The sequence below is a fragment of the Candidatus Poriferisodalis sp. genome (genome assembly GCF_965205175.1).
Taxonomy (GTDB): domain Bacteria; phylum Actinomycetota; class Acidimicrobiia; order Acidimicrobiales; family Poriferisodalaceae; genus Poriferisodalis.
This window is the reverse complement of record NZ_OZ242038.1, coordinates 1845359-1867166: the sequence shown is the minus strand read 5'-3', so window position 1 is coordinate 1867166 and position 21808 is coordinate 1845359. Positions and strand designations below refer to the sequence as shown.

Genomic DNA, 21808 nt, shown 5'->3' with positions numbered 1-21808 from the left:
GCTACGCGACGGGCGGCGTTGTCAGCTCGCGGAGCGGCACCATGCCGTCGCTCAAGGCACTCAAGGCATGAGTCGAATGCGCGCTATCGAACAGACGTCTGCTGCGCGGTACTGATTGGCCGGGCTACTGCTGCGTCCACAGGACCCGCTTCCTCTTGGACCAGCGTTTGCACTCCGCAGAGTATGACCACACTTCCACTCCGTATCGGATGTTGGACTGGAGACCTGTGATTTCTACAGAACGCGAGGTCGTGAGCGTGTGGCCGACGATCTCCTCACCGGGACTGGTCCATCTGCTGACCCTGTAGAGATAGCGCTGCGGAGATGCAGCCCGGCATCGCTTGGCCCCGACTTCGCTCGGGGCAGCATTCCACGTCACCGTCGCGGAAGTCCCGGACCCGGCCACTGCCAGATTGGTCACCCCCTTCGCAGTGAACTTGCGCGGGTGGGGTCCCGTCTTGGCCCACGGGTCCATCTGGATGGTCGTGGTGCTGGAGGCGGTTGTCGTCGTCGTTGCGGGGGCCGCAGTCGTTGCCGGGGCTGCCGTCGTCGCGGGGGCCGCAGTCGTTACTGGAGCTGCAGTCGTGCGCGGAGCGGCGGTGGTCGGGCGCGGCGCCGACCCGCTCCCCGATTGACGTTGCGCAGCCGCGGGCACAGGTGCGGAGAAGTACCCGAGGGCCCCTGACGAGGGCGCGTCACCGCAGGTGCTGTTCACCACTCGCGCGTGCAGCAGGTAGCCAGTGCCCGGCACCAAGCCACGCAGCGTCAGCTTCAGAGGACCGTCCGCCGGGATGTCTGGGTCTGCCACCGGAACGAAGACGCTGTCGCCGGAACTCGCGTAGGCACGGACGCGGTACGCCGTGGGCATGCACTCGTGGTAGTCGGCAGGAGTCCAGGTGATGGTGGCAGTGCCGCCGTGTACGTCCATCACCATCTGATGGGGCGCGTCGGACTCGTCAGAGGACGCGCCGTTCTGTGCCGATGCGCTGGTTGCAGTTGCGGCCAGCAGCGTCACGGACACCAGCGCTGCGGCGGCCGCCGTCGGGCAGCCGCCCCGACGGGATAGCCGCAAGCGCGGTCGGTGCAGCCACGCACGTGCTCTGGGTCGCGTCGCTGCGGAGTTCATCGAGGTGATCCTGTCGGTTTCTCGATCCATGGGCATGCGAGGATACCGCACACAGCGAGAGAAGCGAAACGCGTCCGATCGGCCACTGCACGCACGAGCCGGCCACGAAATGGCCGACGCTCAAGCCGGCCATCGCTAAAGTCGGTTGACATCACGAAGCCGAGCTGTTGAGGTTGCGGCATGACATCGCACACACGCCATCTGCTCGCACGACCCATGCCGGGTGCCACGACGGGGGCCACGAGATGATTCCGGCATCCATCCCGTTTCCGCTGTTCTTGGCATCGCTGGCGCTGATGACGACGTTCTGCGTCGTCTGCCAGACGCGCACGCTTCGGCGCTGCCGCCGATTCCTCCAAGAGACCCGAGCCGAGGCCAAATCCGGCCTTCGGCAGCTTGAACAGCGGCTTGAGGAGTGCGAGCAGCGAGCCGATGCGGCGATTGCGCGCATGCAGGCCGAGATCGACGCGTACGGCGTGTGGAGCGATGCGAACGACCGCTTCTTCCACCATGGCTTGGTGGCGGTGTCACACCTGCTCGGCGCCAGAGCGATGCCGGCGCGGCGAGCATGCGCGTCAGAGCGCAGGGTCACCCAGGAGCGGCGCGTGACCGAGACAGCGTGGCGCCCCAAGGCGACCCCTGCGGAACACTCGACTGCCGACAGATCCGCGGCGATGCAGGTGCGGCGGCGCACCTGCCCATGAACGGCCCGTAGGCGCCGCAGCGCGTACTGTTGCGACATGGCAGAGCTTGCACGATTCACGCTGGACAGCGACGAGAGTGAGATTGCCGAGGTCGTGCGCATCGACGGCGCTGCGATCATCGACGATGCCATCGGCACTGATCTCCTCGAACGACTCGAAGCTGAGCTGCGACCGTGGATCGACCGTACGCCGGGCGGGCTTGACGAGTTCTCCGGACGCGACACGACACGCACTGGGGCGCTCGTCGCGCGATCTCCCGCATGCCGGGAGCTGGTCATGCACGACAAGGTCATCGCCATGGCCAACCGGTTCCTCGAGCCGTACACCAACAAGATCCAGCTGCATCTGACCCAAGTCATCAACATCAAGCCAGGCCAGGGCACCCAGCCGCTGCACCGCGACCGGCTGGCATGGGGCGGCTACGTCCCCAGCTCGATCGAGCCGCAGTTCAACACGATGTGGGCGCTGACCGACTTCACACCCGAGAACGGAGGCACCCGCATCGTCCCGGGCAGTCCCGGATGGGACAACGAACGCCGCGCCGTCGACCACGAGAAGATCCAAGCAGCCATGGGCGCCGGGTCGGTGCTGCTGTACTCAGGCTCGGTCATCCACGGCGGCGGCGAGAACCGCAGCGATGCCGACCGCACCGGCATCAACATCACCTACACGCTGAGCTGGCTGCGCACCGAGGAGAACCAGTTCCTCTCCTGCCCGCCCGAAGTTGCCAAGGATCTCGACCCGCAGCTGGCCGATCTGCTCGGGTACTCCATGGGCAACTACGCGCTCGGCTACTACTCCGACCCCGGCGGCATGCCCGGACCGGTCGATCTGCTCACGCCGGAGATCGCGCTGGGCCGCAAGCCGGCCTCGAAGCACTCCAGCCCGGCGCTGGCGACCCCGGCGGAGTGAGCCCGCGCTGTCGCGGCGCCTGCTGCCGCCAGCGCTCGTGCAGGTCAGCCGGCAGCGACCACCGGCGGCGTGGTCTCGCTCATCTTGTCCCACACCACCTGATCAGGCAGCCCCATGATGCCGTCGTAGTGCTCTGCTGGCATCAGCTTGGGCATGCCGGTGTCGGGAGACGGCTGGGGTACCGGCGCGTCGGGTCGGGCATAGGCCGCCGGATGCTTCAGCCGCTCCAGCTCGGCATCGGAGATCTCGCACAAGCCTTGGACCTCGGGATCCACCCACTGTTCGACGGGAATGGCCGACCCACAGGCCACCTCGAGCGCCAGCCCCTCGGGACCGGCGAAGTAGATCGACTGGATGAACCCGTGGTCGATCGGCCCGAAGACCTGCACGCCGCGGTCACGGATGCGATCTCGCAACGCCAGCAAGTCCTCGAACGTCTCGACGTTGAATGCCACGTGCTGCATGGTGCCCGCCGTGACCGGTCCGCCGGGGCCTCCTGCATGGGTGATGCCCAACTCGATGTCCTTGGCGTTGTCCGGGTGCTGCACGAAGGCCACGTAGCTGTCGGAGGCCAGTTCGACGAAGCCGTGGTAGGTGCCCTCCACGCCATGCATCCAGTACAAGGCCTTCAGCGGCAAGCCCAGCACGTCGCACCAGAACTCCAGCTGGCCCTTCATGTCGCGGGTGGACAAGGCGAGATGGTTCACGCCGTTGGGATGCAGTGCAGTCATGCCGGCCTCCTGTGTGCCCCCAAGCGTGCCCGCTCACTCAGCGCGCTCGTTCACTTTAGACGGCCGCGATCTCTCGCATGCGAGCCAGCACGTCAACGCCGATCTGGCTGTAGACGTGCAAGAGGTCGATGAGCACCCAGTTCTCGCGGATTCTGCGTTCTATCGAACCGTCAGGCCGCACACGGCGCTCGATGCGCCAGAAGTCCAGACTGCGCATCGTGATTTGCTGACCGGCAGCGGCGATGCCGAGCCATCCGTCGCCGGTCAGGGTCATGGCCATGCCCGGCCAGCCGGTGACACCGACATAGGCGCCGTCGCCGAAGAAATGCCCGTCGCCGTCGTAGCCGCCGCGTCGGTCCGGCATGGCTCGAAGGAACGGGATCTGGTGGAAGCGCCGGAATCCCGCGATGCCGCGGCCCGTGCCGATGCCGTATGGCCCGTACCAGCTGAACTTGGGATGCCACCACTGTTCGAGCCGCATTGCTTCGACCGGCTCGCGGGGATGGCGCCCCATGTCGGACAGCATCCCGACGACATGGTCGACGCTGGCCTGCGACTCGGCGTCGTCACGCGGTCCTGAAGCGATGCCGTCTGAGGTCGCAGGCGACGGCACCAGCCAGTCGCGACCGAGGCTCGGCGTCATCGGCCAGACGCGTGCGTGCATCATCACCTCCGGCACGTCCCAGACGGCCTGCATCTCTACGATCTGCCGGCCCTCGAACCGGAAGAACTCGTGGTAGCGCATCGCCGCCGGCCGGCCTGTCGGCGGAATACCCAGCCACGCATCAGCGAAGGTGCCCATGTACGAGCCGGCGCATCCGACCCACGGCTGCGCGCTTGGATCCGCTCCGGCGATGACGATGTAGTCGCGCCGTTCGAGATCGGGCCACGCTGCGGCCAGCGGCGCGAGCGCTTGCTCGTACATGGCATCCGGTCCGTCGAGGTCCTCGAAGGGATGGGTCAGCCGAACGGCCGCATCGGGGGCGAACACCCCCCGCAGCGCCGCACTCGCGCCTTGCGGGCTGTAGTCGTACAACGCGGCACGCAGCGGTTCGAGCAGCGCTTGGTGGCGGCGATGCGGGTCGGTCACGAAGCGGCCGCCGCAATGGCTTCGTGACTGTGACGGTCGAAGAAACGCAGATGCCTGACGTCCACGTTGACCCGTATTCGGTCGCCGACGCGCGCGCGAGTCGCAGCAGCAAAGCGTGCAGTGCAGCGCCCCGTGTCGCGCATCTCGTCCAATGCGTCCGGGTCGCCGCTGTCCACGGCTTGCGCGTTCAGATTGAAATGCACCAGCGTCTCAGCCCCCAGTGCCTCGCGGACGTCCACTACGGCATCGATGCGCTGGTCGTCAGGGTGTTCGGTGGCCACTGCCGCATCCTCGAGGTGCTCGGGCCGTATGCCCACCACGACTGGTCGGCCCAGGTACTCAGCCAGTGCCGGCTGCGCTGCGATCACCGACGCCGGAACCGTCACACGCTGGTCCCCCAAGGTGAGCAAGCAGTCGCCGTCGGGTTCGTCGGCGCGCGAGAGCGTGGCTTCGTACAGGTTCATCGAAGGCGAGCCGATGAAGGCTGCAACGAACGCGTTGGCAGGACGGGCGTAGAGATCCTCGGGTGTGTCCACTTGCTGGAGCAGGCCGTCCTTGATGACCGCCACTCGGTCCCCCATGGTCATCGCCTCCACCTGATCGTGGGTCACATAGAACGTCGTCACGCCGAACTCGCGCTGGATTCCGGCGATGTCGGCGCGCATCTGGACGCGCAGCTTCGCGTCGAGATTCGACAGCGGCTCGTCCATCAAGAACAGCTCCGGGCGGCGCACAATGGCGCGTCCCATGGCCACCCGCTGGCGCTGACCGCCCGACAGCTGAGCGGGCTTGCGCTCCAGGTAGTCGGTGAGCTCCAGCACACGTGCCGCCTGGCGTACCTGCTCGTTTCGCTCTGTCTTGCGCACCTTGCGCAGTCTCAGCGGGAAGGCAATGTTGTCGGCCACCGTCATCTGCGGGTACAGGGCGTAGTTCTGGAAGACCATGGCGATGTCGCGGTCCTTCGGTGCAACGTCGTTCAGGCGCCGCTCCCCCACGAACAGATCGCCGCTGGTGATCTTCTCGAGTCCTGCGATCATTCGCAGCGCTGTGGACTTGCCGCAGCCGCTCGGCCCCACGAGCACCAAGAACTCCCCGTCGGCGAGGCTCAAGCTGAGATCGGTCACCGCCTCGAACCCGTTCGGGTACACCTTGGTCAGCTCGCTCAGCGTCACCGCAGCCATCAGAACTCCTCGATTCCCACGAGCCGGCGCATCCGCTCCAAGGGCCGCAGGCCCTGCTGGGACAGCCAGTGCAGCAGATCGATGAACACCCAGTTGTCGGCCAGCTTGTCGCCCTCGCGGCGGTACACGTCCACCACGCGCATCTCTGCGGGACCGCTGGACGGCAACCCGAGGTACCCGCCTCGCGGACGGTTGGTGACGTTCGCCCAACCGAACCACGCCGCGTAGCAGCCTTCGGCGATGCGGGCGACATGACCGTGGAACTCCTTGTCCGCCAAGCCGAATCGGAACGGGTAGGAGTGCTGCTGCTGGTAGCGGTCGATGGTGTAGGACGACCCGATGCCGTCGGGTCCGATCCACAGCATGTCCTCGTGCCAGCAGCGAGCCAGCACGTCGCGTGGCATCCGGTCCGAGCCCTGCTCGCGTGCGACGCGATTCGCCTCGTCGAGGTCGCCGGCCATGCGCCACGCCAGTTCCAGCGTTGCCGCAGACTCGTCCGGGTCCTGCGGCTCGGCCAGTACGCCGTCGGCGGTGCGGGGCCCGAGGTAGACACCCGGCTGCCCCGTCGTGGGCGGCAGCGGATAGTGACCGGCATGGCGCATCACCGCGATCAGGTCCAAGAACAGCGCCGACTCGCCGATGCGATCGCCGTCTACACGGCTGAACTCGACGTAGCGCAGCGGCAGCGCTCGACGGGTCGGCGGAATGTCGAGCCAGGGCGAGTCGAACAGTCCGAGGAAATGCCCCATCGAGCACACCCAAGTCGTGGCGCCGCCGTCCGCGTCGTTGTCGCCGGCCAGCAGCACGTCCACCCTTCGCTGCAGCGGCGCCATGGCGGCTCGCAGCGGCCCCCAGAACACGTCGGCGACCGCATGCGCGCCGTGCTGCTCGTAGAAGGGATGCATGCCGCGCCAGAGGTGGTCGCCCGTGATGCTCGACGCCAGCGCCGCCGCGATGTCGTCGCCGGCCGCACTGCGCTGATCTGGCACGCTCGCGAGCGTCTCGTCGAGCCTGCGGTGGTAGTCCGCCACCACCGATTTGGCGTGTTGCAGATACTCGCTCACGATGTCAGCCCTTCACCGCGCCGGCGCCGAGGCCCTTCACCAGGTGCTTCTGGAACAAGATGATCACGATCACGATGGGCAGCGTGATCGACACCGACGCTGCCGCCGCTTCAGTGATGGTGCGACTGCTCTCGCCGCCCGTGAGCGACACGATGGCCACCGGCAGCGTCCACTCGGTAGGTGCCAGCACACGCACGAACAGGAACTCGTTGTATGCCAGCAGCATCGTGAACAGCCCCGTGGCGATGATGGCCGGCCACATCACCGGGATGATGACTTTGCGAAAGGCCTGCAGGCGGGTGGCGCCGTCCATCATGGCGGCTTCCTCGAGTTCTTTGGGCACGTCGAGGAAGAAGCTGCGGAACATCCAGATGGTGAACGGCTGGTTGACCGCGACGAGTGCAAGCACCAGCACGAGCCGAGTGTCGAGCAGCTGCAGTTCGTCGATGAACGGCACGTCGATGAACGGGAAGTCGAAGGCGCCCACGCCGCTGGAGGTCAGCCAGTCGTCGATCCACGTCGCGCCGAAGAAGTACGGCAGCACGAACGCGCTGCGCGGCAGCGCCCGAAAAGCCAGAGCCACGATCAAGATGACGGCACCGGAGATGCCAGTGAAGCGGGCCAGCCCGTAGCCGGCCAGCAGCCCGATCGACAGCGACACCAGCATCGTCAGGACGGTGACCACGATGCTGTTGACCAAGAAGTCGTACTCGTCGTTGGTCTCCCAGATTCTCGGAAAGCGCCACATCGCCACGAGCAGCACGACACCGGCACCGCAGTACCACGGCCAGCCGCGCCGCATCCGTTTGCCGACGAGCCCGAGCAGCGCAGCAATGAGTCCCGCTGCGGCGATGTAGGCGAAGACGCCCCACATGTTGATGTCGTCGTCGCCGAGCCAGAACGCTCGATAGGCGTTGGCCGTGGTCTCATATCCCCACAGCACGGGTTCGCGCGCCAGCACGTCTCGGGTGAACTTGACCGATGTCTGCACGGTCCACAGGAACGGCAGCACCGACCAGATGCACAGCACCCCGAGCGTGACGTGCAGCGGCACGCGACGCGCGACCCGTCGGGAAGCCGTGGCTGCTGTGCGCATCTCAGGTGCGCTCGGAGATCTGGTCCTTGTAGGACCGGTACAGGAACGGGATCAGCACCACCAGGATCCCGACGACGGTCAGCACGGCCATGGCGTTGCCCTTGCCCACTCGGCCGATGTCGAACGCCGTTGCGACGCGCACGTTGTACACCTGCAGCGTGTGCGCGTCGGTGAAGCGGTTGCCGGTCCACACGAACACTTGGTCGTATATCCGGTACATGTCCATCACCGAGATCAACGCGACGAACACGACGAGCGTCCGCAGGTGCGGCAGCACGACATGCCACAGATTGCGCCAGAAGCCCGCGCCGTCGATAGCTGCGGCTTCGAGCCGTTCGCTCGGCAGCGTCTGGAGTCCAGCGAAGAACACGATCATGGCGAACGGCATGACTGCCCAGACGGCTTGGATGACGATGAGGTAGCGCACATTGCCAGAGGTGATCTGGAACGGATCGTCGAAGATCACCTCCCAGAGCCAGGCAATCAGGCCTCCGCGGTCGAAGAGATCCTTGTACACCAGCGACCCGACGACTGGGGTGACGATGAACGGGGTCAGCAGCGCTGCCATGTAGACGCTGCGTCCGCGCACCACACGGTCCAGCATGAGTGCGGTTGCCAGCCCCAGCAGCATCTGAACCGGCACGACGATCAGGACGAACAGCATCGTCCAGCGGAACGCAGTCCAGAACTCCGGATCGGACAGGATGTCCCGGTAGTTCTGCAGCCCGATCCAGCTGGGGTTCTTCAGGTCGCGCAGCAGCAGACGGTGAAAGCCCAGCCACACGGTCGTGGCAAAGGGCACGACCATGAGCACCGCCATCACCGCGACGCTGGGGATCGTGAAGTACCAGAACGTCCTGCGTTCCACTCACGCCCCCCTTCTGCTGCTCACGCCGCTTCGGGGCGACACCGCCACGCGGTGCCGCCCCGAAGGCGGACGGGACTGGCTGCTCGGCCTGGCGGCCTGGCGTCTAGTTGAGCAATCCCTGATCGCCGGCCTCGGCTAGGTACGCGTCCTCTGCGGCTTGGAGTGCCTCCTCGATGGGCGTGCCGTCGAGGATCGTGATGAGAGCTTCGCCCAGCTTGGCGCGAGCAATGCCCGCGGCCGGATGCGTGAGATCGGCACCGCGGCCGTTCACCAGGCTCGCCTGCGCAGCGGCGGCGTCGCGCGGACCGTTCGGGTGGCTCACTCCGTTGCGGGTGACCAGGCCGAACTCTGCTGCTGCTTGCATGCTCTCCAAGTCCGTCGCTGCAAGCATCGCCAAGAAGATCGCCTCGACCTTGTCAGCCGGCGTTCCGACCGGAATGCCCCAGCCGTCGATGTACGCAGGCGCCGCCACAATGTCGCCGCCGGTGCCCAGCGCGGGCGCGAACTCGATGTCGCCCACGACCGTGGAAGCCTCCGGATCGTCCATGCCTGCTGCACGCGAGGCCCAAGTGTGGCCCAGGATCGCTTCGCCGGTCTGGAAGGCGGCCTGCACGTCGTCGGTGCTGTAGGAACCAGCTGCGTCCGGCGCGCATTCGTCCACCATGCGCTTGAGCGTCTGTGCTGCCATCACACCCTCGGGACCGTTGAAGTTCGGCGCGCCGGTCATGGGGTCGATGGGCGAGACACCCATCGAGCCGAGCACCGAGTCGAACTCGATCTGCCAGGCCCAGCCGGCCGACAGCATGTACAAGAAGCCGATGTCGTAGTCGGCGTCGATGATCGCTCGACAGGTCTCGAACGCCTCCTCAAAGGTCGTCGGCACCGCCAGGCCCAGTTCGTCCATGGCGGGCTTGTTGTAGAAGACGTGCATGGTGTTGGACACCATCGGCAATGCGTAGATCTGGTCGCCGATGGAGGCCATGCGCCAGAAGGCGTCGTCGATCTCGTCAAGGTCGAACTGGTCGCGGTACTTCTCGACGAGGCCGTTCAGCGGCAGCAGGAACCCTTGGTTGGCCAGCTCGCCGATGAACGCATTGGAGCCCTGATAGAGCTCGAACGTCGGCGACCCGGTCGCCGCGTCAGCCGTCATCGCGCTGCGGGCCTCGACGCTGTCGAGGAACTGCAGGTTGAAGCGGTAGTTGCCTTCCTCGCAGTCCTCAAGTTCCTTCTCGTACTGCGAGATGATCGGGAACTCCCAGCCCATCGCATCGATCTCGACGACCTCGGACGGGTTGGGGATCGGGCACTCGTCGGAGATCAGCTCGACCTCCGCCTCGCCGTCGCCGGCCATGCCGTCGCTCGCGTTCGACCCGCCGTCCATGCCGTCGTCGTCATGGTCGTGCTCACCGTCCTCGTCGCCGTGGTCGTGGTCGTCGCCGTCCTCGTGGTCGTCGCCGTCGTCATCGTCGTGATCGTCGCCGTGGTCATCGTCGTCGGGCGCCATCGTCGATTCGGCCGCGGTGGTCTGCGTCTGCGCTTCGTCGGTGGCGTCGTCAGCAGCGTCGTCGCTGCCGCAGGCCGCCGCGAGGACAGCAAACGCGAAGACCACGGCGAGCAATCGCCATGCCTTGCCGGTAGTGGTGATCATGAGCTTCCCTCCCGGGTGATAGGGGCCGACGGGGATCGGGTGATCACAACCCGCTCCCCAACAACTCGAGCGGCGCGACATAGCCGGCCGCGTCGAGACCGAAACCCGCAGCTGTCGCCTCGGCGAGCACAGCGCCGGACCACTCGACCCTGCTCGGGCCGTCGCCGCCGGTGATGACCACTGCATGGGCAGCGGTCGCGCCGACGTTGCGCAGGTCGCGCCACGCAGATGCGGGGATGGACACCAGCGAACCCGCGGCGGGCCGCTCGGAGCCTTGTTGATCCGGCTCGTTGAGCGCGACTTCCCAGTCGCCGTCGAGCAGCAGCACGACTTGGCTGTCGTCGTGACGGTGCAGGCCGGTCGATGTGCCAGGCGATGCGCGCAGCCATTCGAGGCCGAAGCCGTGAGGAGTGCGGATCGGCGGCCGGCTGAGTCGGTCCTGACACAGGCCGAAGCCGATGACCGGCGCAAGCTCGACTGCGTGTTGCGGACCCAGCACGCTCGACAGCAGCCCGTGGGCAGACCATCGGCGCTGATCGCCGGTCACCACGCGCTGGGCCAGCTCTGCATCGCTGTACGCGTCGACGCATGCGAGCTGGCTGTCGCTCAGCGGCTGAATGCGGTCTTGAGGGACCGCGCCGTTGCCGGCTTCGATCAGCGTGTTGTCGCGACGCAAGTACAGGCCCGTCTCGGCGGCCTCCCGCAGCACTTCCGGCGCCCAGAGGATGCCGCCGGTGTCGTCACCGCCCAGCACGACGAACAAGAACCCGTCGTCGCAGCCGGTGTTCTCGAAGCCGCGGAACACCCAAGGCGGCACAGACAGCACAGCGCCGGGCGTGAGATGCACGGCCTGCTCGCGCCGGCGGCCGATGTCGACTCGCCAGTTGCCCCGAGTACACACGAAGACCTCGGGCGTGTAGTGCAGGTGGGCGTTGTTGTAGACGCCGTGGGGCATCGTGGCGGCACCCACGTTGAAGCCGTGCGGCTCGGAAATGCTGACGTGCTGATCGGCATTCTGCGACACGCCCGGTCCGACGAAGGAGTAGCTGACCTTGCCTCTGGAACGCTCGATGCGCACGTCCACGAATGCGGCGGTGTCGGCCACGAAGTCGGCGGGTTCCAGCACGCGCCCGGTGAGCACGGCACCAGTTCGCGCAGGATCTGTTCGCGTGGGTGCGCGCATCAGCCGCTTCGCTTGGTGGTCCGGCCGATGCGGAGGTGCCCGTCCACCACGACATCGCTCGGAGGTGACCCCGTTGCGGCATCGACGAGCAGGTCGGCGGCGTGGCGGGCGAGCAGTTCGGTCGGCTGCACCAGCGTGGTCAGGTCGATACCGGCCCAACTGGCCTGCGGCAGGCCGTCGAATCCGGTGACGGCGATGTCGTCGCCCACGCGGATGCCTCGTGATTCCAAGCCGTCGATGACGCCGAATGCGACCTCGTCGCTGCCCACCATCACCGCGTCGGGCGCGAGCCGTGAAATGCGCTCGGCGCCGGCATAGCCGGCGTCGTAGGAGAAAGCGCCGGCTTCGAGGTAGGGCAGCGCCACCCCGTGCTCGCCCATCTCACGCGCGGCGCCCCGATACCGAGCCTGGTCGGTCGAGGCCGACGACACGCCACCGACGAACACCGCCGTTCGGCAGCCTTGGTCGACCACGTGGGCTGCCAGCAGCCGACAGCCGGCTTCGTTGTCCACCGAGACCGAGGACACCAGCCCGGCTGCAGCCGGCTGGTTGAACGCCACCGTCTGGCTCGACTGGCCGCGCATGGCGCTGAGCTGATCGGGCCGGATGCTGGCCGAAGCCAGCAGCAGGCCGCTGACTCGGTACTGGCGCACGATGTCGAGCACATCGTCGACTTCGCCCGGATCGCTGAAGCTGAACAGCAGCAGCTGACGTTGGCGCGCCGCGAGCTCACGGGTGACCGCCGAGAGCACGTGCTGCCAGTACTCGCCGCAGGCGGGCACCACCGCGCCCACCACGTTGCTCTGCTGCGATTTGAGGCCGCGCGCAAACGCGTTGGGCGCGTAGCCGAGCTTGGCGGCCGCGTCGCCGACACGCTGACGCGTACGGTCGGACACGAGGTGCGGTGCGGAGTACGTGCGCGCCACCGTGGCCTGGGAGACGCCGGCTTCGGCGGCTACGTCGGTGGAAGTCGCTGGGCGCGCAACGCCGTCACGCACCTTGGCATCTCCTCTCATCCGGCGCATACTATGCATACGTAGTCATCGCTGCAACGAGTCAGTAGCGATGTCCCTTGCTGCGCTGCAAGAGCGGCACCGTGAGCGAGCGGGGCCTCAGCCGGTGTGCAGCAGGATCTGCTTCCACACAGCGGTGTCGTCCAGCAGCACCCACTCGCGCGCCAGGCCGTCGGGCCCGTACTCGCCGTGGCTGATGCCCATCACGTGAACGTTCGCCCCACTGGGGGCGCCGAAGCGGCCCCAGCCGGCATGCACACCGTCGAGCGACCAGCGCATCGCAACCCGCGGCGCGCGACTCGAGTCGCGACGTCCGATCCGGTGATGAATGGCGAAACGCGCCGACGGGAACGACGACAGCAGTCCGATCCAGAAGCTGTCGGACGCGCTCCAGCCGTGATCGGTGATGCCGCCTGGCAGCTCCAGCTGGACCGCCCGGTCGTACTCGCCGCGGATGGCCGCCAGGTCGCCCGTCATGACGCGGCCGTACATCTCGGCGTAGCGCGCACTGTCAGGATGGTCGTTGCCGGTGCCGCGGTAGCGGCCTTCGACGTCGGTCTCCGGACGCAGGGGCTGGAGGGCGTTGTCGTGCCCGCCTTCGGCGTCGATCTGGCCTGCGGCGAACGTCTTGGCGTCGATTCCCAGCTGGCGCACGATGGCGCCTTGATCTCGAATGAGCCATTCGTCGTAGATCTGGTCGCTGCGAGCTGCGCAGTCGGCGATGATGCGGTACCGCAGGCGCGTGCGGGTAGCCGGGCCGTAGATGCCGTCGCCCGAATGTGTGGCAGTCGACAGAATTCGATGCGACGACAAGAATCCCTCGTCGCCGTCGTCGCACCAGATGACGTCCTCGCCGAGCAGCTGGCGATCCCCGAACTCCGCCAAGGTGGCCAGCGTGGCGGCCATGACCGCACCATTGCCGACGACCACCCCAGACGGCGATCGGACCACCACATCTTCGGAGTAGAACCGGCGCAGCGAAGCCACGCCGCGGCGTTCCCAGACGGTCTCGGTGACGCCGAGGATGTACTCGCGCGGTCCGCCGAATTCCTCGCCGAATCCCTTCATGCCCATGCGGCCGCTCCTTGGTGGCGTTGTGGCACCGTGAAGACCAGTGAATCCCTCACGCGCATTTTGCATACGAAATCACGCCAGGCGCGGCATGCCGACCACAACGCCAACCCACAGGTGAACACGGTGCGGTCGCCCACCATGCCGCGGCGGCGGCTACTGGCGTGCCATCTCGGCTCTCGCTGTGGCAGCGACATCGCTGCCGCTGCGCGGTGCGAGACGGATCTCGACATGATGCAGCACTCCGCTGAAAGCGAACCCGCCGTCGTAACGCTTCGACACTGTCGAGCCGTAGTCGCGGCCGATGCTGGTGCCCATCGAGGACATGATCCGCATCATGAGCGGCAGCTCGGCAGTCGCTGCCGTCTCGCCGTTCACGCGTAGCTCGAGGGTGCCGGCGTGCCGGTCGGTTCGGCGCAGATGCATCGACAGCTCGCATTCGCCTTCAGGGATCGCAGCGGCGGACTCGACGACGGTGTGGTCTGCGAAGGCGTTGTAGTCCACGACGAGGCGTTCGTTCTGGACGAACATCGACACGCCTGCACCGGCGCTGCCGGTGGCCCAGATGACTCCTTCGTCGCCGGACTGACGCGTCACTCGCGCCGACAGGTCAAACGAGCGTCCGCCCGCCGATGCAGCGGCCTGGGTGGGGATGCGAGACATAGGCGGCCGGTACAGGTAGCGGCGCTCGGGCGTGTGCGGCGAATGCTCGAGCAGCGGCGCCGCGAACAGCGTCACACCGCGGTCGTCGAGAGGCAGCACGCCGTGGCGCTCGGCTTCGCTCCACCACAGGCCGACGAGCTCGTCGAGGCGCTGCGGCAGCTCACCAGCAAGGTCGTTGCACTCCGAGGGGTCCGCCCCGAGGTCGAAGAGCTCCCACTGCTCGGTGTCGTAGTCGTCGCCTGGCATGTGCCGCACGACTGCCTTCCACCAGATGCCGTCGCGCAACGCGACCAAGGCGCGCGATCCGCCGTTCTCGAAGTACTGCAACGTGTTGGCGGCTGGCGCATCGGCATCGTTGACCGCCGAGGCGAACGACTGGCCGGTCACCGGCAGCTGCTCGAACCCCCGATGGGTCTCGGGCGCAGCGACGCCGAGCAGCTCGTACACCGTGGGCGTCACATCGGAGACGTTGACGAACTGTGTGCGCTTGGTTCCGCGCTGGCCGGCGTCGATGCCCGCAGGCCAGTGCATCACCATCGGCACGTGTACGCCGCCTTCGTGGGTGTTCTGCTTGTACCAGCGAAACGGCGTGTTGCCGCACTGGGCCCAGCCCCAGGGGTAGTTGGTGTGACTGTCAGGTCCCCCGATGTCATCAAGCCGCTCGACCACGTCGTCCACGGACTCCGGCACGCCGTTGAAGTACTTCCATTCGTGCATGACGCCGAACGGGCCGCCCTCCTGGGAGGCGCCGTTGTCGGCCATCACGAACAGGATCGTGTTGTCGAGCAGGCCGCGGAGTTCCAGCCCGGTGACGAACCGTCCGATCTGGTCGTCGGTGTGGTCCAGGAAGGCAGCAAACGCCTCTTGCAGTCGGCAGGCCAGCCGCTGCTCGTTGCGGGACAGCTCGACCCACGGCTTGACGCCCGGGTTGCGCGGCGCCAGCACTGTGTGCGGCGGGACGATTCCCCGTTCGATCTGGCGGGCATGCCAACGCTGCCGTGCCACGTCCCAACCCTCGTCGTAGCGGCCTGCGTACTTGGCAAGGTAAGCGGGCGGTGCCTGGTGCGGCGCGTGGGTGGCGCCGAAGGGCAGGTAGGCGAAGAATGGCCGGTCCGGCCGCACGCCCTTGCTGTCGCTGATCATCTGCAACAGCTGATCCACGAGATCCTCGCTCAGGTGATACCCGTCCTGCGGCGGGCGAGGCGGATCGACGAGGTGGTTGTCGGCCACGAGCTCGGGGAAGAACTGGTCGGTCTCGCCGTCGAGGAAGCCGTAGAAGCGGTCGAAGCCCCGCCCGAGCGGCCACTGATCGAACGGGCCGGCCGCGGAGATACTCTGCGTCGGGGCGAGATGCCACTTGCCAGTGCAGAACGTGGCATAGCCGTGCTCGCGGAGCACCTCGGCGATGGTGGCCGCATGGTTGGTGATGTGGCCGAGCTGGTTGGGGAAGCCGGTCAGGAAGTTGGCTACCGAGCGGATGCCCACGGCGTGCTGGGACCGTCCGGTCAGCAGCGACGCGCGCGTCGGCGAGCACAGTGGCGTGACGTGGAAGTTCGTGAACTGGAGGCCGTTCGCGGCGAGCGCGTCGATGTGCGGCGTGTCGATGTCCGAGCCGTAGCAGCCGAGCTGGGCGAACCCGGTGTCGTCGAGCAGCACGAACACGACGTTGGGCGCATCGGGGGGCGCATGGGGATGCTCTTCGAACCACGGCTCGGAATCGGCAACGGTCTTGCCGATCCGGCCTCGAAACGTCGGGTGCGCGCTGGGAGCAGTCATGTCAGCCGTCTCTCACTTCAGTGCCGCGGTGCCTCACCGATGGGTGTACCGGCACATTACGTCGCGTCGCTGAGCACTACTGCTGAGCGCTGTCGCGGCGCGGCAGCGGCTTCCGACACGCCGAGCTGCCGTGTGCCGAGCAGCTCTTGACCGAACAGCTCGTACACGGCATTCGACACCATCAGGTGCGACTGGATCGTGTACACGTCGCGCAGGATGCGCTGCATCGCGCTGTGGTCCATGACCGCGCTGCCGCCCGCGAAGCGAAACAGCTCGGACACGAGCTCGACAGCCTCGTCGGTACACCACGCCGCTGCCGCTTGAGCCTCGGTGACCAGCGTCGGATCCGGAGGTCCCTGCGCCGCCGAGTCGAACATGCGCTCGATCGCGTCGGCCATCCCCAGAGCGCAGGCGTTCATGCGGATCGTGCCACGGCCGATGGCCCGCTGGAAGACCTCCCGATCAGCCAGGCTGACGCTGCCGACATAGCCACGCCACTTCTCTGAGACGTCTTGGCTCGCTGTGCGCAACGCCAGGCGCCCGAGCGCATACGCGAAGCTGCCGTGCTCGTTCACGACGAAAGCGGGCAGCCCCAAGCGCATGAGCGCGCCGCCTCGCGGCGGCGTGTCGGCGGACGCGTCGACGGCGAAGCCCGCGGGGACGAACACGTCGTCCATCTCGTAGTCGCAGCTGCCCGTGCCTCGCATGCCCAAGGTGTGCCAGTTGTCATGCACCTTGACGTGGCTGGTCGGCACCAGTGCTCGAATGAGCGACGGTCCGTCGCAGAACACCGGCACCAGCACCCAGTCGGCGTGCTCGATGCCGCTGCCCCACGCCCACTCGCCTGAGACTCGGTAGCCGCCGTCCACTCGTCGGGCCTCGCCGCCGGGTCGCAATGAGCCGGCCATGAACGGAAATCCCTCGGCCAGCACCGCCTGCACGGTCTCGTCGGGCAGCACCGACAGCGCAGCACCGGCCGCGGAGGCCGAGATGAACATGCACCACGCCGCCGCCGGGTCGATCATGGTCAACGCCTCGATCACGTCCATCTGAGTGACCGGGTGAGCTTCGGCGCCGCCGACCGCCCTCGGCGACTTCATGCGGAGCAGACCCGAGAAGCGCAGCGCCTCCACCGATGTCGGCGACAGACGTCGAAGACGCTCGGACTCAAGGCGCCCTGCGGCCAGTGCGTCCGCTACAGCGTCGACGGCTGCCAGCAGGCAGGCGCTGTTCGCGGCTCGGTCGGCGGGGAACCGATGCTCGGGACAGCTCAATGCCAGCACCTGCCGGCGCACCGGCGCACTGCTCGGCTGTTCAGCTGGCTGTCGGCGCTGGGACTGCGGCGTCAGGCACCCAGCTGCCGTGGAATCCGTACGGGACGCGCTGGGGCAGCAACACCCGGGCCACCGGCGCACGGCTCAGGTCTCGCGCATCCAGGATCACCAGCTCGCTGCCGTCGGTCGTCTCGTCGTAGACGAAGGACATCAGCCAGCCGTCGTCCTCGGCGCTGCCCGCCGGGTCCGCAACGAAGACCGCTTCCCCGCTGCCCCGGCCGGGTCCGTGATCGTGGCTGGTGGCGGTGCCGGTGTCGTAGTCGAACTTGTAGTTCGCACCGGGGACAAGCCCGCCGCTGAGGCCGACCGTGTAACCGAAGCGATGCCTGCGGGCAGTCCGGTCGGCCCGCACCTGAGGGAACTCGTGGGATCGCTCGTCCACGCGCTCTTCGTCGACTCGGCGCGTCGCTGGGTCGATGGTCCAGCGGTCGAGCGTGGGAATCGAATCGCCGGCCGGTCCCAGCAGGTCGCGGTCGAACATCTTGTCGTAACGGCACAGGTCGATCACTACGCGGCCGTCGTCGTCTTCGTAGGCGTTGAGCGGATGGAAGACGTAGCACAGCCCGACGTCGCACCACACGATCTCAGCCGCAGTGCCATCTCGGGGCAACAGACCCACCCGTGCGCCGTAGTCGGGATCCCAGCGGAACGGGAACGACGTCTTGCCGCTGAGCACCAGGTCCAAGTCCACCGTGACGGGCAGGTCGTAGATCACCGCGTAGTTCTGGGTGAGCGACATGTCGTGGATCATCGACATCCCGGGCAGCGGGACGTCGACGGTCTTGCGCACGCTGCCGTCGGCGCCGATCACGACGTACTCGACATGGTCCATCAAGTCCTGCCACGCGTAGCACACTGCGTGCAGCTCGCCGGTGTCGGGGTCCAGCTTGGGATGGGCGGTGAAGCCGGTGCGCAGCGTTCCGAAGAAGTCGTTGCGGCACGTCGTGTCAAGCTCGTAGCCGAGCTCGGTGGGCAGCGCGCCGGCCTCCACCAGCGCCCACGTGGTACCCGCGAAGCCGATGACACTCGTATTGGGCGAGAAGTCCACGCTGCGCCTGGGCCCCGGCACTGCCGGCTCGCCCAGCGCCTCAACCACGTCGTCGCCCCGCACCCAGCGATTGCGGTACCACTCGGCGCGGCCGCCGCGCAGGCGCACGCCGTGCACCATGCCGGTCCCGGTGAACCAGTGACTGGTCGCCGGGTCGGTGGGCACCACGGGATTGGCGCCGTTGCGCACGTACCGACCGTCCAACGTCTCGGGAATCTGGCCGATCACCTGGAGATCGAATGCCGTCAGCTCCTCGGCCACTCGGGCGAAGTTGCCGTCGGAGTACGTGGACGCTGCCGGCGTCGGTCGGGTTGCGGTATCGGTCATGGGGTTCTCCTCGATGCCTCTGATGTATGACGACGGAGCGCGTGCCGCGATCGGTCGCGATCCAGTGCCCCGGGCTCACGGGCCGATGCCCCATACCGTACGACACCGCTTCGGTGCCACGCGACGGTGCCCGGCAGCCCAAGAACGGCTTACAGCGAGATCGTGGTGAGGTCGTCGCCGATGATCACCTCGCCGCCGTAGTGCGCTGCTGCCAGTTCGATCCATTCGGGGTACTGCTCAGCGGCAGGCGCCGGGACCATGTGGGTCAGCACCAACCGCTTGGCGCCGACTCTGGCTGCGGTCTGCGCGGCTTCGACGACGCCTGAGTGGTAGTCCAGAATGTCCCTGAACATCTCGTTCGGGCTCAGCTCCACGAGGTCTTTTCTGATGACGGTCTGCACGTACGCGTCGGCTTCGGACGCGAGCTGGTCCACACCGTCGCAGGGCACGGTGTCGCCGACGACCGCAGCGGACCTGCCCTCGTGGGTGAGGCGGTAGCCGAGCGTGGGCCGCACCGGCGCGTGGTCCGTGGCTGCGGCAACGACCCTCACACCACCGATCTCCAGCGTTGCGCCCGCCTCGAGTTCGGTGACGGCGACCCGCGGCCCGTTCACCAGCGCGTCGTGGTGCGCGAGGCGATAGCCGATGTCGGCTTCGAGGGCGCCGAGCTGACGCTCCACGAACCGTTCGATTCCCGGCGGCCCGTACACCTGCAGTGTCGCGTTGCCTCCGCTCATGATCCAGTGCGTCGTGATCACGTCGTTGAGCGCGCACACATGATCGCTGTGCAGGTGGGTGACGAGCACGGCGCTCAGCCAGGCCGGCAGCGATCCGGCACCGGCCAGACGCATGACGACGCCGCGCCCGGCGTCGACGAGGACATGCGTGTCGCCCGCCTTGACGAGCGTGGAAGGCCCCGCCCGATGCGGGTCGGGCAGCGGCGACCCCGTCCCCGTCAGCACAACATCCATCGCTCTGTTCCTTCTCGAACCCGGGGAAGCGCAGTCACCGTCTTTGGACGGCTGTCATCAGACCGTGACCACAGCAAAGTACATACCGCCCGGCGAAGTTGCCGCAAGCGGCCATGCATCGTGGGCAGCATCTTCCCGCAAGACACCCACAATAGACGGATGCCAATGGCTCGTCTCGGCTCGAAGCCACGTCAACAGCAGCGAGTCCATGTCGCTATCTCGAACTCGCGTGCGTGCGACTCGAACGGCACTTCACGTCACATGGCCGCCGCGATCGCCGTCGCGACCTGCTTGGCCAGCAGCGGCGGCACAGCGTTGCCAATTTGAGATTGAACCGATGCTCGGCGGCCGACGAATTCGTAGTCGTCTGGAAACGCAAACAAGCGCTTGAGCTCGGGCACGCGCAAGCGGCGGTTCTCCCAGTGAAACGGGCCGACGTTTGGACCGGGCTGCGCTTGCACCGTGGGTGACGGTCGATTCGGATCCAGCTTCAACAAGAACGACCAGAACCTCGACCGCCACTCGAAGATTGGCGTCGGATGCCCGCGTTTGGCCGTGAAATACAGGTAGTTATCGCCGGGCGGTATTTCTGGGAGCAGATGCCCCCAGCGCCCACGAACGACTTCCTCGGCCTCTGGCGCGACGGCGAGATCAGCCAGTGCTTCGCCGGCCGTCACGTGCGGCTGCGGACCGCCTGCCCGCTTGCGCCGCTCCCAAGCGCCGTGGTGTGTCGGGGGCGGCAGCGCCGGAACTGCCTCGTCTCGCCTCGCGCCCACAACGAACAGCCGCGGGCGAGACTGTGGAGTGCCGTAATCGGCTGCGTTGAGCACTCCCCAGCCGAACGCGTAGCCCGCATCGTCGATTTCGCTGCAGAGGCGCAGGAAGGCCGGACGGCTGGCCTTGTTGTTGAATGTCAGCGCGTAGACGTTCTCCAGCATGAAGAACCTTGGTTGTGCCTGACGCAGGAATTCGGTGAACGCCTGAAGAAGGCTCGCCGCCGGGTCGGTGCCGTCACGCTTCCAGTCGAGCCAGAAGCCGGACTTGGAGAATGCCACGCAGGGCGGCCCCCCGACGAGCAGATCAGGCCGTTCCCGGCGGCCGAAGCCTCCTGCGCGCAGTATGTCCTGGACCGTCACGCCGGAATCGCGGCCCGCAGCGAGCGGGTACAAGTCCGCACGGATCACATCGCGAAGGGCTGGGAAGCAGAGGTCTGCGTTCTTCTCCATCGTGTCTGCTGCGTCGGCATCCCACTCGACTGCGACTGCGGTGCGAAACCCCGCCTGCTCGATGCCGAGGTCCAGTCCTCCTGCGCCCGAGAACAGTGACACCGCCGATCCGATCTCCACTGACCCAGTGTGGTCTGTCGGCCCGTTCGGGTCGCGCATCGGCACTGGCGCGCTCAGACTGAGCTGCCTGTCGTTCGCGCGGGCTTGGCTGCGGCGCGTGGCCATGCGCCGAACGTACGACCGGACTGTGACAGATGCGATGATGCCGTCGCTGCTGCGCCGAGCGCTCGGCGCCGCGCAACCGTGGAGGCTGCGGTCGGCGGTTCAGGTGCGGACGAGGCGGAAGACCGGTATCTCGCGGCCGTGCTCGGCTGCCTTCTGCTCGTACTCCGCGAACTGCGGCATCAGCGCTGCTTGGGCGTCGTACAGCCGCTTGCGCTCGTCTCCTTCGGCGAGGCGGGCCATGGCCTGCCATGAGTCTGTGCCCACCTCGACGGTGACCTCGGGATGGGCCACCAGGTTGTGATACCAGTTCGGATGGTCGGGAGCGCCGCCCTTCGACGCAATGACCACCAAGTCGTCCCCGTCGGTGGAGTACACGAGCGGCGAGCACAGCTTGCGTCCGGTCTTGGCACCGGTCATGGTGACCAGGATCATCGGCGCGCCATCGAGCCAGCCGCTGCACTGCCCGCCGTTGTCGCGGAACTCCTTGATCACCGCTTCGTTGAATGCCAGGTAGTCCGTCATGTGTCCTCCGTAGCTGTTGTGGCCCACGC

At 67.1% G+C, this 21808-nt stretch carries 19 protein-coding genes; 2 read left to right on the top strand and 17 right to left on the bottom strand.

What is annotated here, in order from left to right; genetic code table 11:
• Positions 1 to 124: 124 nt before the first annotated feature.
• Positions 125 to 1156, bottom strand: a complete 1032-nt coding sequence (locus ACOGI4_RS08165) for a fibronectin type III domain-containing protein (protein ID WP_419841183.1) — start codon at positions 1154 to 1156, stop codon at positions 125 to 127.
• Between the two features lie 215 nt (positions 1157 to 1371).
• Between ACOGI4_RS08165 and ACOGI4_RS08160 the strand changes: the two genes are divergently transcribed.
• Together ACOGI4_RS08160 and ACOGI4_RS08155 are read left to right on the top strand one after the other, a co-directional pair.
• A complete protein-coding gene (locus tag ACOGI4_RS08160; protein WP_419841182.1) occupies positions 1372 to 1830 on the top strand; it encodes a hypothetical protein in 459 nt (152 codons plus the stop codon).
• Positions 1831 to 1866: 36 nt separating this feature from the next.
• Complete coding sequence (locus tag ACOGI4_RS08155; protein ID WP_419841181.1) at positions 1867 to 2742, top strand: phytanoyl-CoA dioxygenase family protein; 876 nt, start codon at positions 1867 to 1869, stop codon at positions 2740 to 2742.
• A 44-nt stretch (positions 2743 to 2786) separates the two neighbouring features.
• Here the strand turns inward: ACOGI4_RS08155 and ACOGI4_RS08150 are convergent, their stop codons facing one another.
• The 16 genes from ACOGI4_RS08150 to ACOGI4_RS08075 form a co-directional block, all read right to left on the bottom strand.
• Positions 2787 to 3473, bottom strand: coding sequence for a VOC family protein (locus ACOGI4_RS08150; RefSeq protein WP_419841180.1), 687 nt, complete (start codon positions 3471 to 3473; stop codon positions 2787 to 2789).
• A gap of 55 nt (positions 3474 to 3528) precedes the next feature.
• Positions 3529 to 4563 (bottom strand): ester cyclase, encoded by a 1035-nt coding sequence (locus ACOGI4_RS08145; protein WP_419841179.1) that lies wholly within the window; start codon positions 4561 to 4563, stop codon positions 3529 to 3531.
• Complete coding sequence (locus ACOGI4_RS08140; RefSeq protein WP_419841178.1) at positions 4560 to 5744, bottom strand: ABC transporter ATP-binding protein; 1185 nt, start codon at positions 5742 to 5744, stop codon at positions 4560 to 4562. Before ACOGI4_RS08140 ends, ACOGI4_RS08145 begins: the two co-directional genes overlap by 4 nt.
• The gene (locus tag ACOGI4_RS08135; protein ID WP_419841177.1) at positions 5744 to 6808 is read right to left on the bottom strand and encodes a nuclear transport factor 2 family protein; all 1065 of its coding nucleotides are present in this window, start codon (positions 6806 to 6808) and stop codon (positions 5744 to 5746) included. The genes ACOGI4_RS08140 and ACOGI4_RS08135 overlap by 1 nt, the downstream gene beginning before the upstream one ends.
• A 4-nt stretch (positions 6809 to 6812) precedes the next feature.
• On the bottom strand, positions 6813 to 7904 hold the full coding sequence (locus ACOGI4_RS08130; protein ID WP_419841176.1) for a carbohydrate ABC transporter permease: 1092 nt from the start codon (positions 7902 to 7904) through the stop codon (positions 6813 to 6815).
• 1 nt (position 7905) lies between these two features.
• Positions 7906 to 8772 (bottom strand): carbohydrate ABC transporter permease, encoded by an 867-nt coding sequence (locus ACOGI4_RS08125; RefSeq protein ID WP_419841175.1) that lies wholly within the window; start codon positions 8770 to 8772, stop codon positions 7906 to 7908.
• Between the two features lie 103 nt (positions 8773 to 8875).
• A complete protein-coding gene (locus ACOGI4_RS08120) occupies positions 8876 to 10420 on the bottom strand; it encodes an ABC transporter substrate-binding protein (RefSeq protein WP_419841174.1) in 1545 nt (514 codons plus the stop codon).
• A gap of 43 nt (positions 10421 to 10463) precedes the next feature.
• Positions 10464 to 11603 (bottom strand): cupin domain-containing protein, encoded by a 1140-nt coding sequence (locus tag ACOGI4_RS08115; protein WP_419841173.1) that lies wholly within the window; start codon positions 11601 to 11603, stop codon positions 10464 to 10466.
• A complete protein-coding gene (locus ACOGI4_RS08110) occupies positions 11603 to 12619 on the bottom strand; it encodes a LacI family DNA-binding transcriptional regulator (protein WP_419841172.1) in 1017 nt (338 codons plus the stop codon). Before ACOGI4_RS08110 ends, ACOGI4_RS08115 begins: the two co-directional genes overlap by 1 nt.
• 96 nt (positions 12620 to 12715) lie before the next feature.
• Positions 12716 to 13684 carry a nuclear transport factor 2 family protein gene (locus tag ACOGI4_RS08105; protein WP_419843113.1) on the bottom strand — a complete coding sequence of 323 codons (969 nt, stop codon included), beginning with the start codon at positions 13682 to 13684 and terminating at the stop codon, positions 12716 to 12718.
• Between the two features lie 159 nt (positions 13685 to 13843).
• Positions 13844 to 16126 (bottom strand): arylsulfatase, encoded by a 2283-nt coding sequence (locus ACOGI4_RS08100; RefSeq protein ID WP_419841171.1) that lies wholly within the window; start codon positions 16124 to 16126, stop codon positions 13844 to 13846.
• A 56-nt stretch (positions 16127 to 16182) separates the two neighbouring features.
• Entirely contained in the window at positions 16183 to 17421 is a 1239-nt protein-coding gene (locus tag ACOGI4_RS08095) for a hypothetical protein (protein WP_419841170.1), read from the bottom strand.
• 19 nt (positions 17422 to 17440) lie between these two features.
• Complete coding sequence (locus tag ACOGI4_RS08090; protein WP_419841169.1) at positions 17441 to 18835, bottom strand: carotenoid oxygenase family protein; 1395 nt, start codon at positions 18833 to 18835, stop codon at positions 17441 to 17443.
• Positions 18836 to 18984: 149 nt separating this feature from the next.
• Positions 18985 to 19806 carry an MBL fold metallo-hydrolase gene (locus ACOGI4_RS08085; protein WP_419841168.1) on the bottom strand — a complete coding sequence of 274 codons (822 nt, stop codon included), beginning with the start codon at positions 19804 to 19806 and terminating at the stop codon, positions 18985 to 18987.
• Between the two features lie 257 nt (positions 19807 to 20063).
• The gene (locus ACOGI4_RS08080; protein ID WP_419843112.1) at positions 20064 to 21191 is read right to left on the bottom strand and encodes a DNA cytosine methyltransferase; all 1128 of its coding nucleotides are present in this window, start codon (positions 21189 to 21191) and stop codon (positions 20064 to 20066) included.
• Positions 21192 to 21356: 165 nt separating this feature from the next.
• Positions 21357 to 21779, bottom strand: coding sequence for a nitroreductase/quinone reductase family protein (locus ACOGI4_RS08075; protein WP_419841167.1), 423 nt, complete (start codon positions 21777 to 21779; stop codon positions 21357 to 21359).
• Positions 21780 to 21808 lie beyond the last annotated feature (29 nt).

Excerpts from the sequence above, each read along its gene's own strand:
- ACOGI4_RS08080 (WP_419843112.1), bottom strand. The coding sequence starts at position 21,191 with ATGCGCGACCCGAACGGGCCGACAGACCACACTGGGTCAGTGGAGATC.
- ACOGI4_RS08165 (WP_419841183.1), bottom strand. The coding sequence starts at position 1,156 with ATGGATCGAGAAACCGACAGGATCACCTCGATGAACTCCGCAGCGACG.
- ACOGI4_RS08075 (WP_419841167.1), bottom strand. The coding sequence starts at position 21,779 with ATGACGGACTACCTGGCATTCAACGAAGCGGTGATCAAGGAGTTCCGC.
- ACOGI4_RS08110 (WP_419841172.1), bottom strand. The coding sequence starts at position 12,619 with ATGAGAGGAGATGCCAAGGTGCGTGACGGCGTTGCGCGCCCAGCGACT.
- ACOGI4_RS08120 (WP_419841174.1), bottom strand. The coding sequence starts at position 10,420 with ATGATCACCACTACCGGCAAGGCATGGCGATTGCTCGCCGTGGTCTTC.
- ACOGI4_RS08100 (WP_419841171.1), bottom strand. The coding sequence starts at position 16,126 with ATGACTGCTCCCAGCGCGCACCCGACGTTTCGAGGCCGGATCGGCAAG.
- ACOGI4_RS08150 (WP_419841180.1), bottom strand. The coding sequence starts at position 3,473 with ATGACTGCACTGCATCCCAACGGCGTGAACCATCTCGCCTTGTCCACC.
- ACOGI4_RS08130 (WP_419841176.1), bottom strand. The coding sequence starts at position 7,904 with ATGCGCACAGCAGCCACGGCTTCCCGACGGGTCGCGCGTCGCGTGCCG.
- ACOGI4_RS08085 (WP_419841168.1), bottom strand. The coding sequence starts at position 19,806 with ATGGATGTTGTGCTGACGGGGACGGGGTCGCCGCTGCCCGACCCGCAT.
- ACOGI4_RS08090 (WP_419841169.1), bottom strand. The coding sequence starts at position 18,835 with ATGACCGATACCGCAACCCGACCGACGCCGGCAGCGTCCACGTACTCC.
- ACOGI4_RS08160 (WP_419841182.1), top strand. The coding sequence starts at position 1,372 with ATGATTCCGGCATCCATCCCGTTTCCGCTGTTCTTGGCATCGCTGGCG.
- ACOGI4_RS08155 (WP_419841181.1), top strand. The coding sequence starts at position 1,867 with ATGGCAGAGCTTGCACGATTCACGCTGGACAGCGACGAGAGTGAGATT.
- ACOGI4_RS08115 (WP_419841173.1), bottom strand. The coding sequence starts at position 11,603 with ATGCGCGCACCCACGCGAACAGATCCTGCGCGAACTGGTGCCGTGCTC.
- ACOGI4_RS08140 (WP_419841178.1), bottom strand. The coding sequence starts at position 5,744 with ATGGCTGCGGTGACGCTGAGCGAGCTGACCAAGGTGTACCCGAACGGG.
- ACOGI4_RS08105 (WP_419843113.1), bottom strand. The coding sequence starts at position 13,684 with ATGAAGGGATTCGGCGAGGAATTCGGCGGACCGCGCGAGTACATCCTC.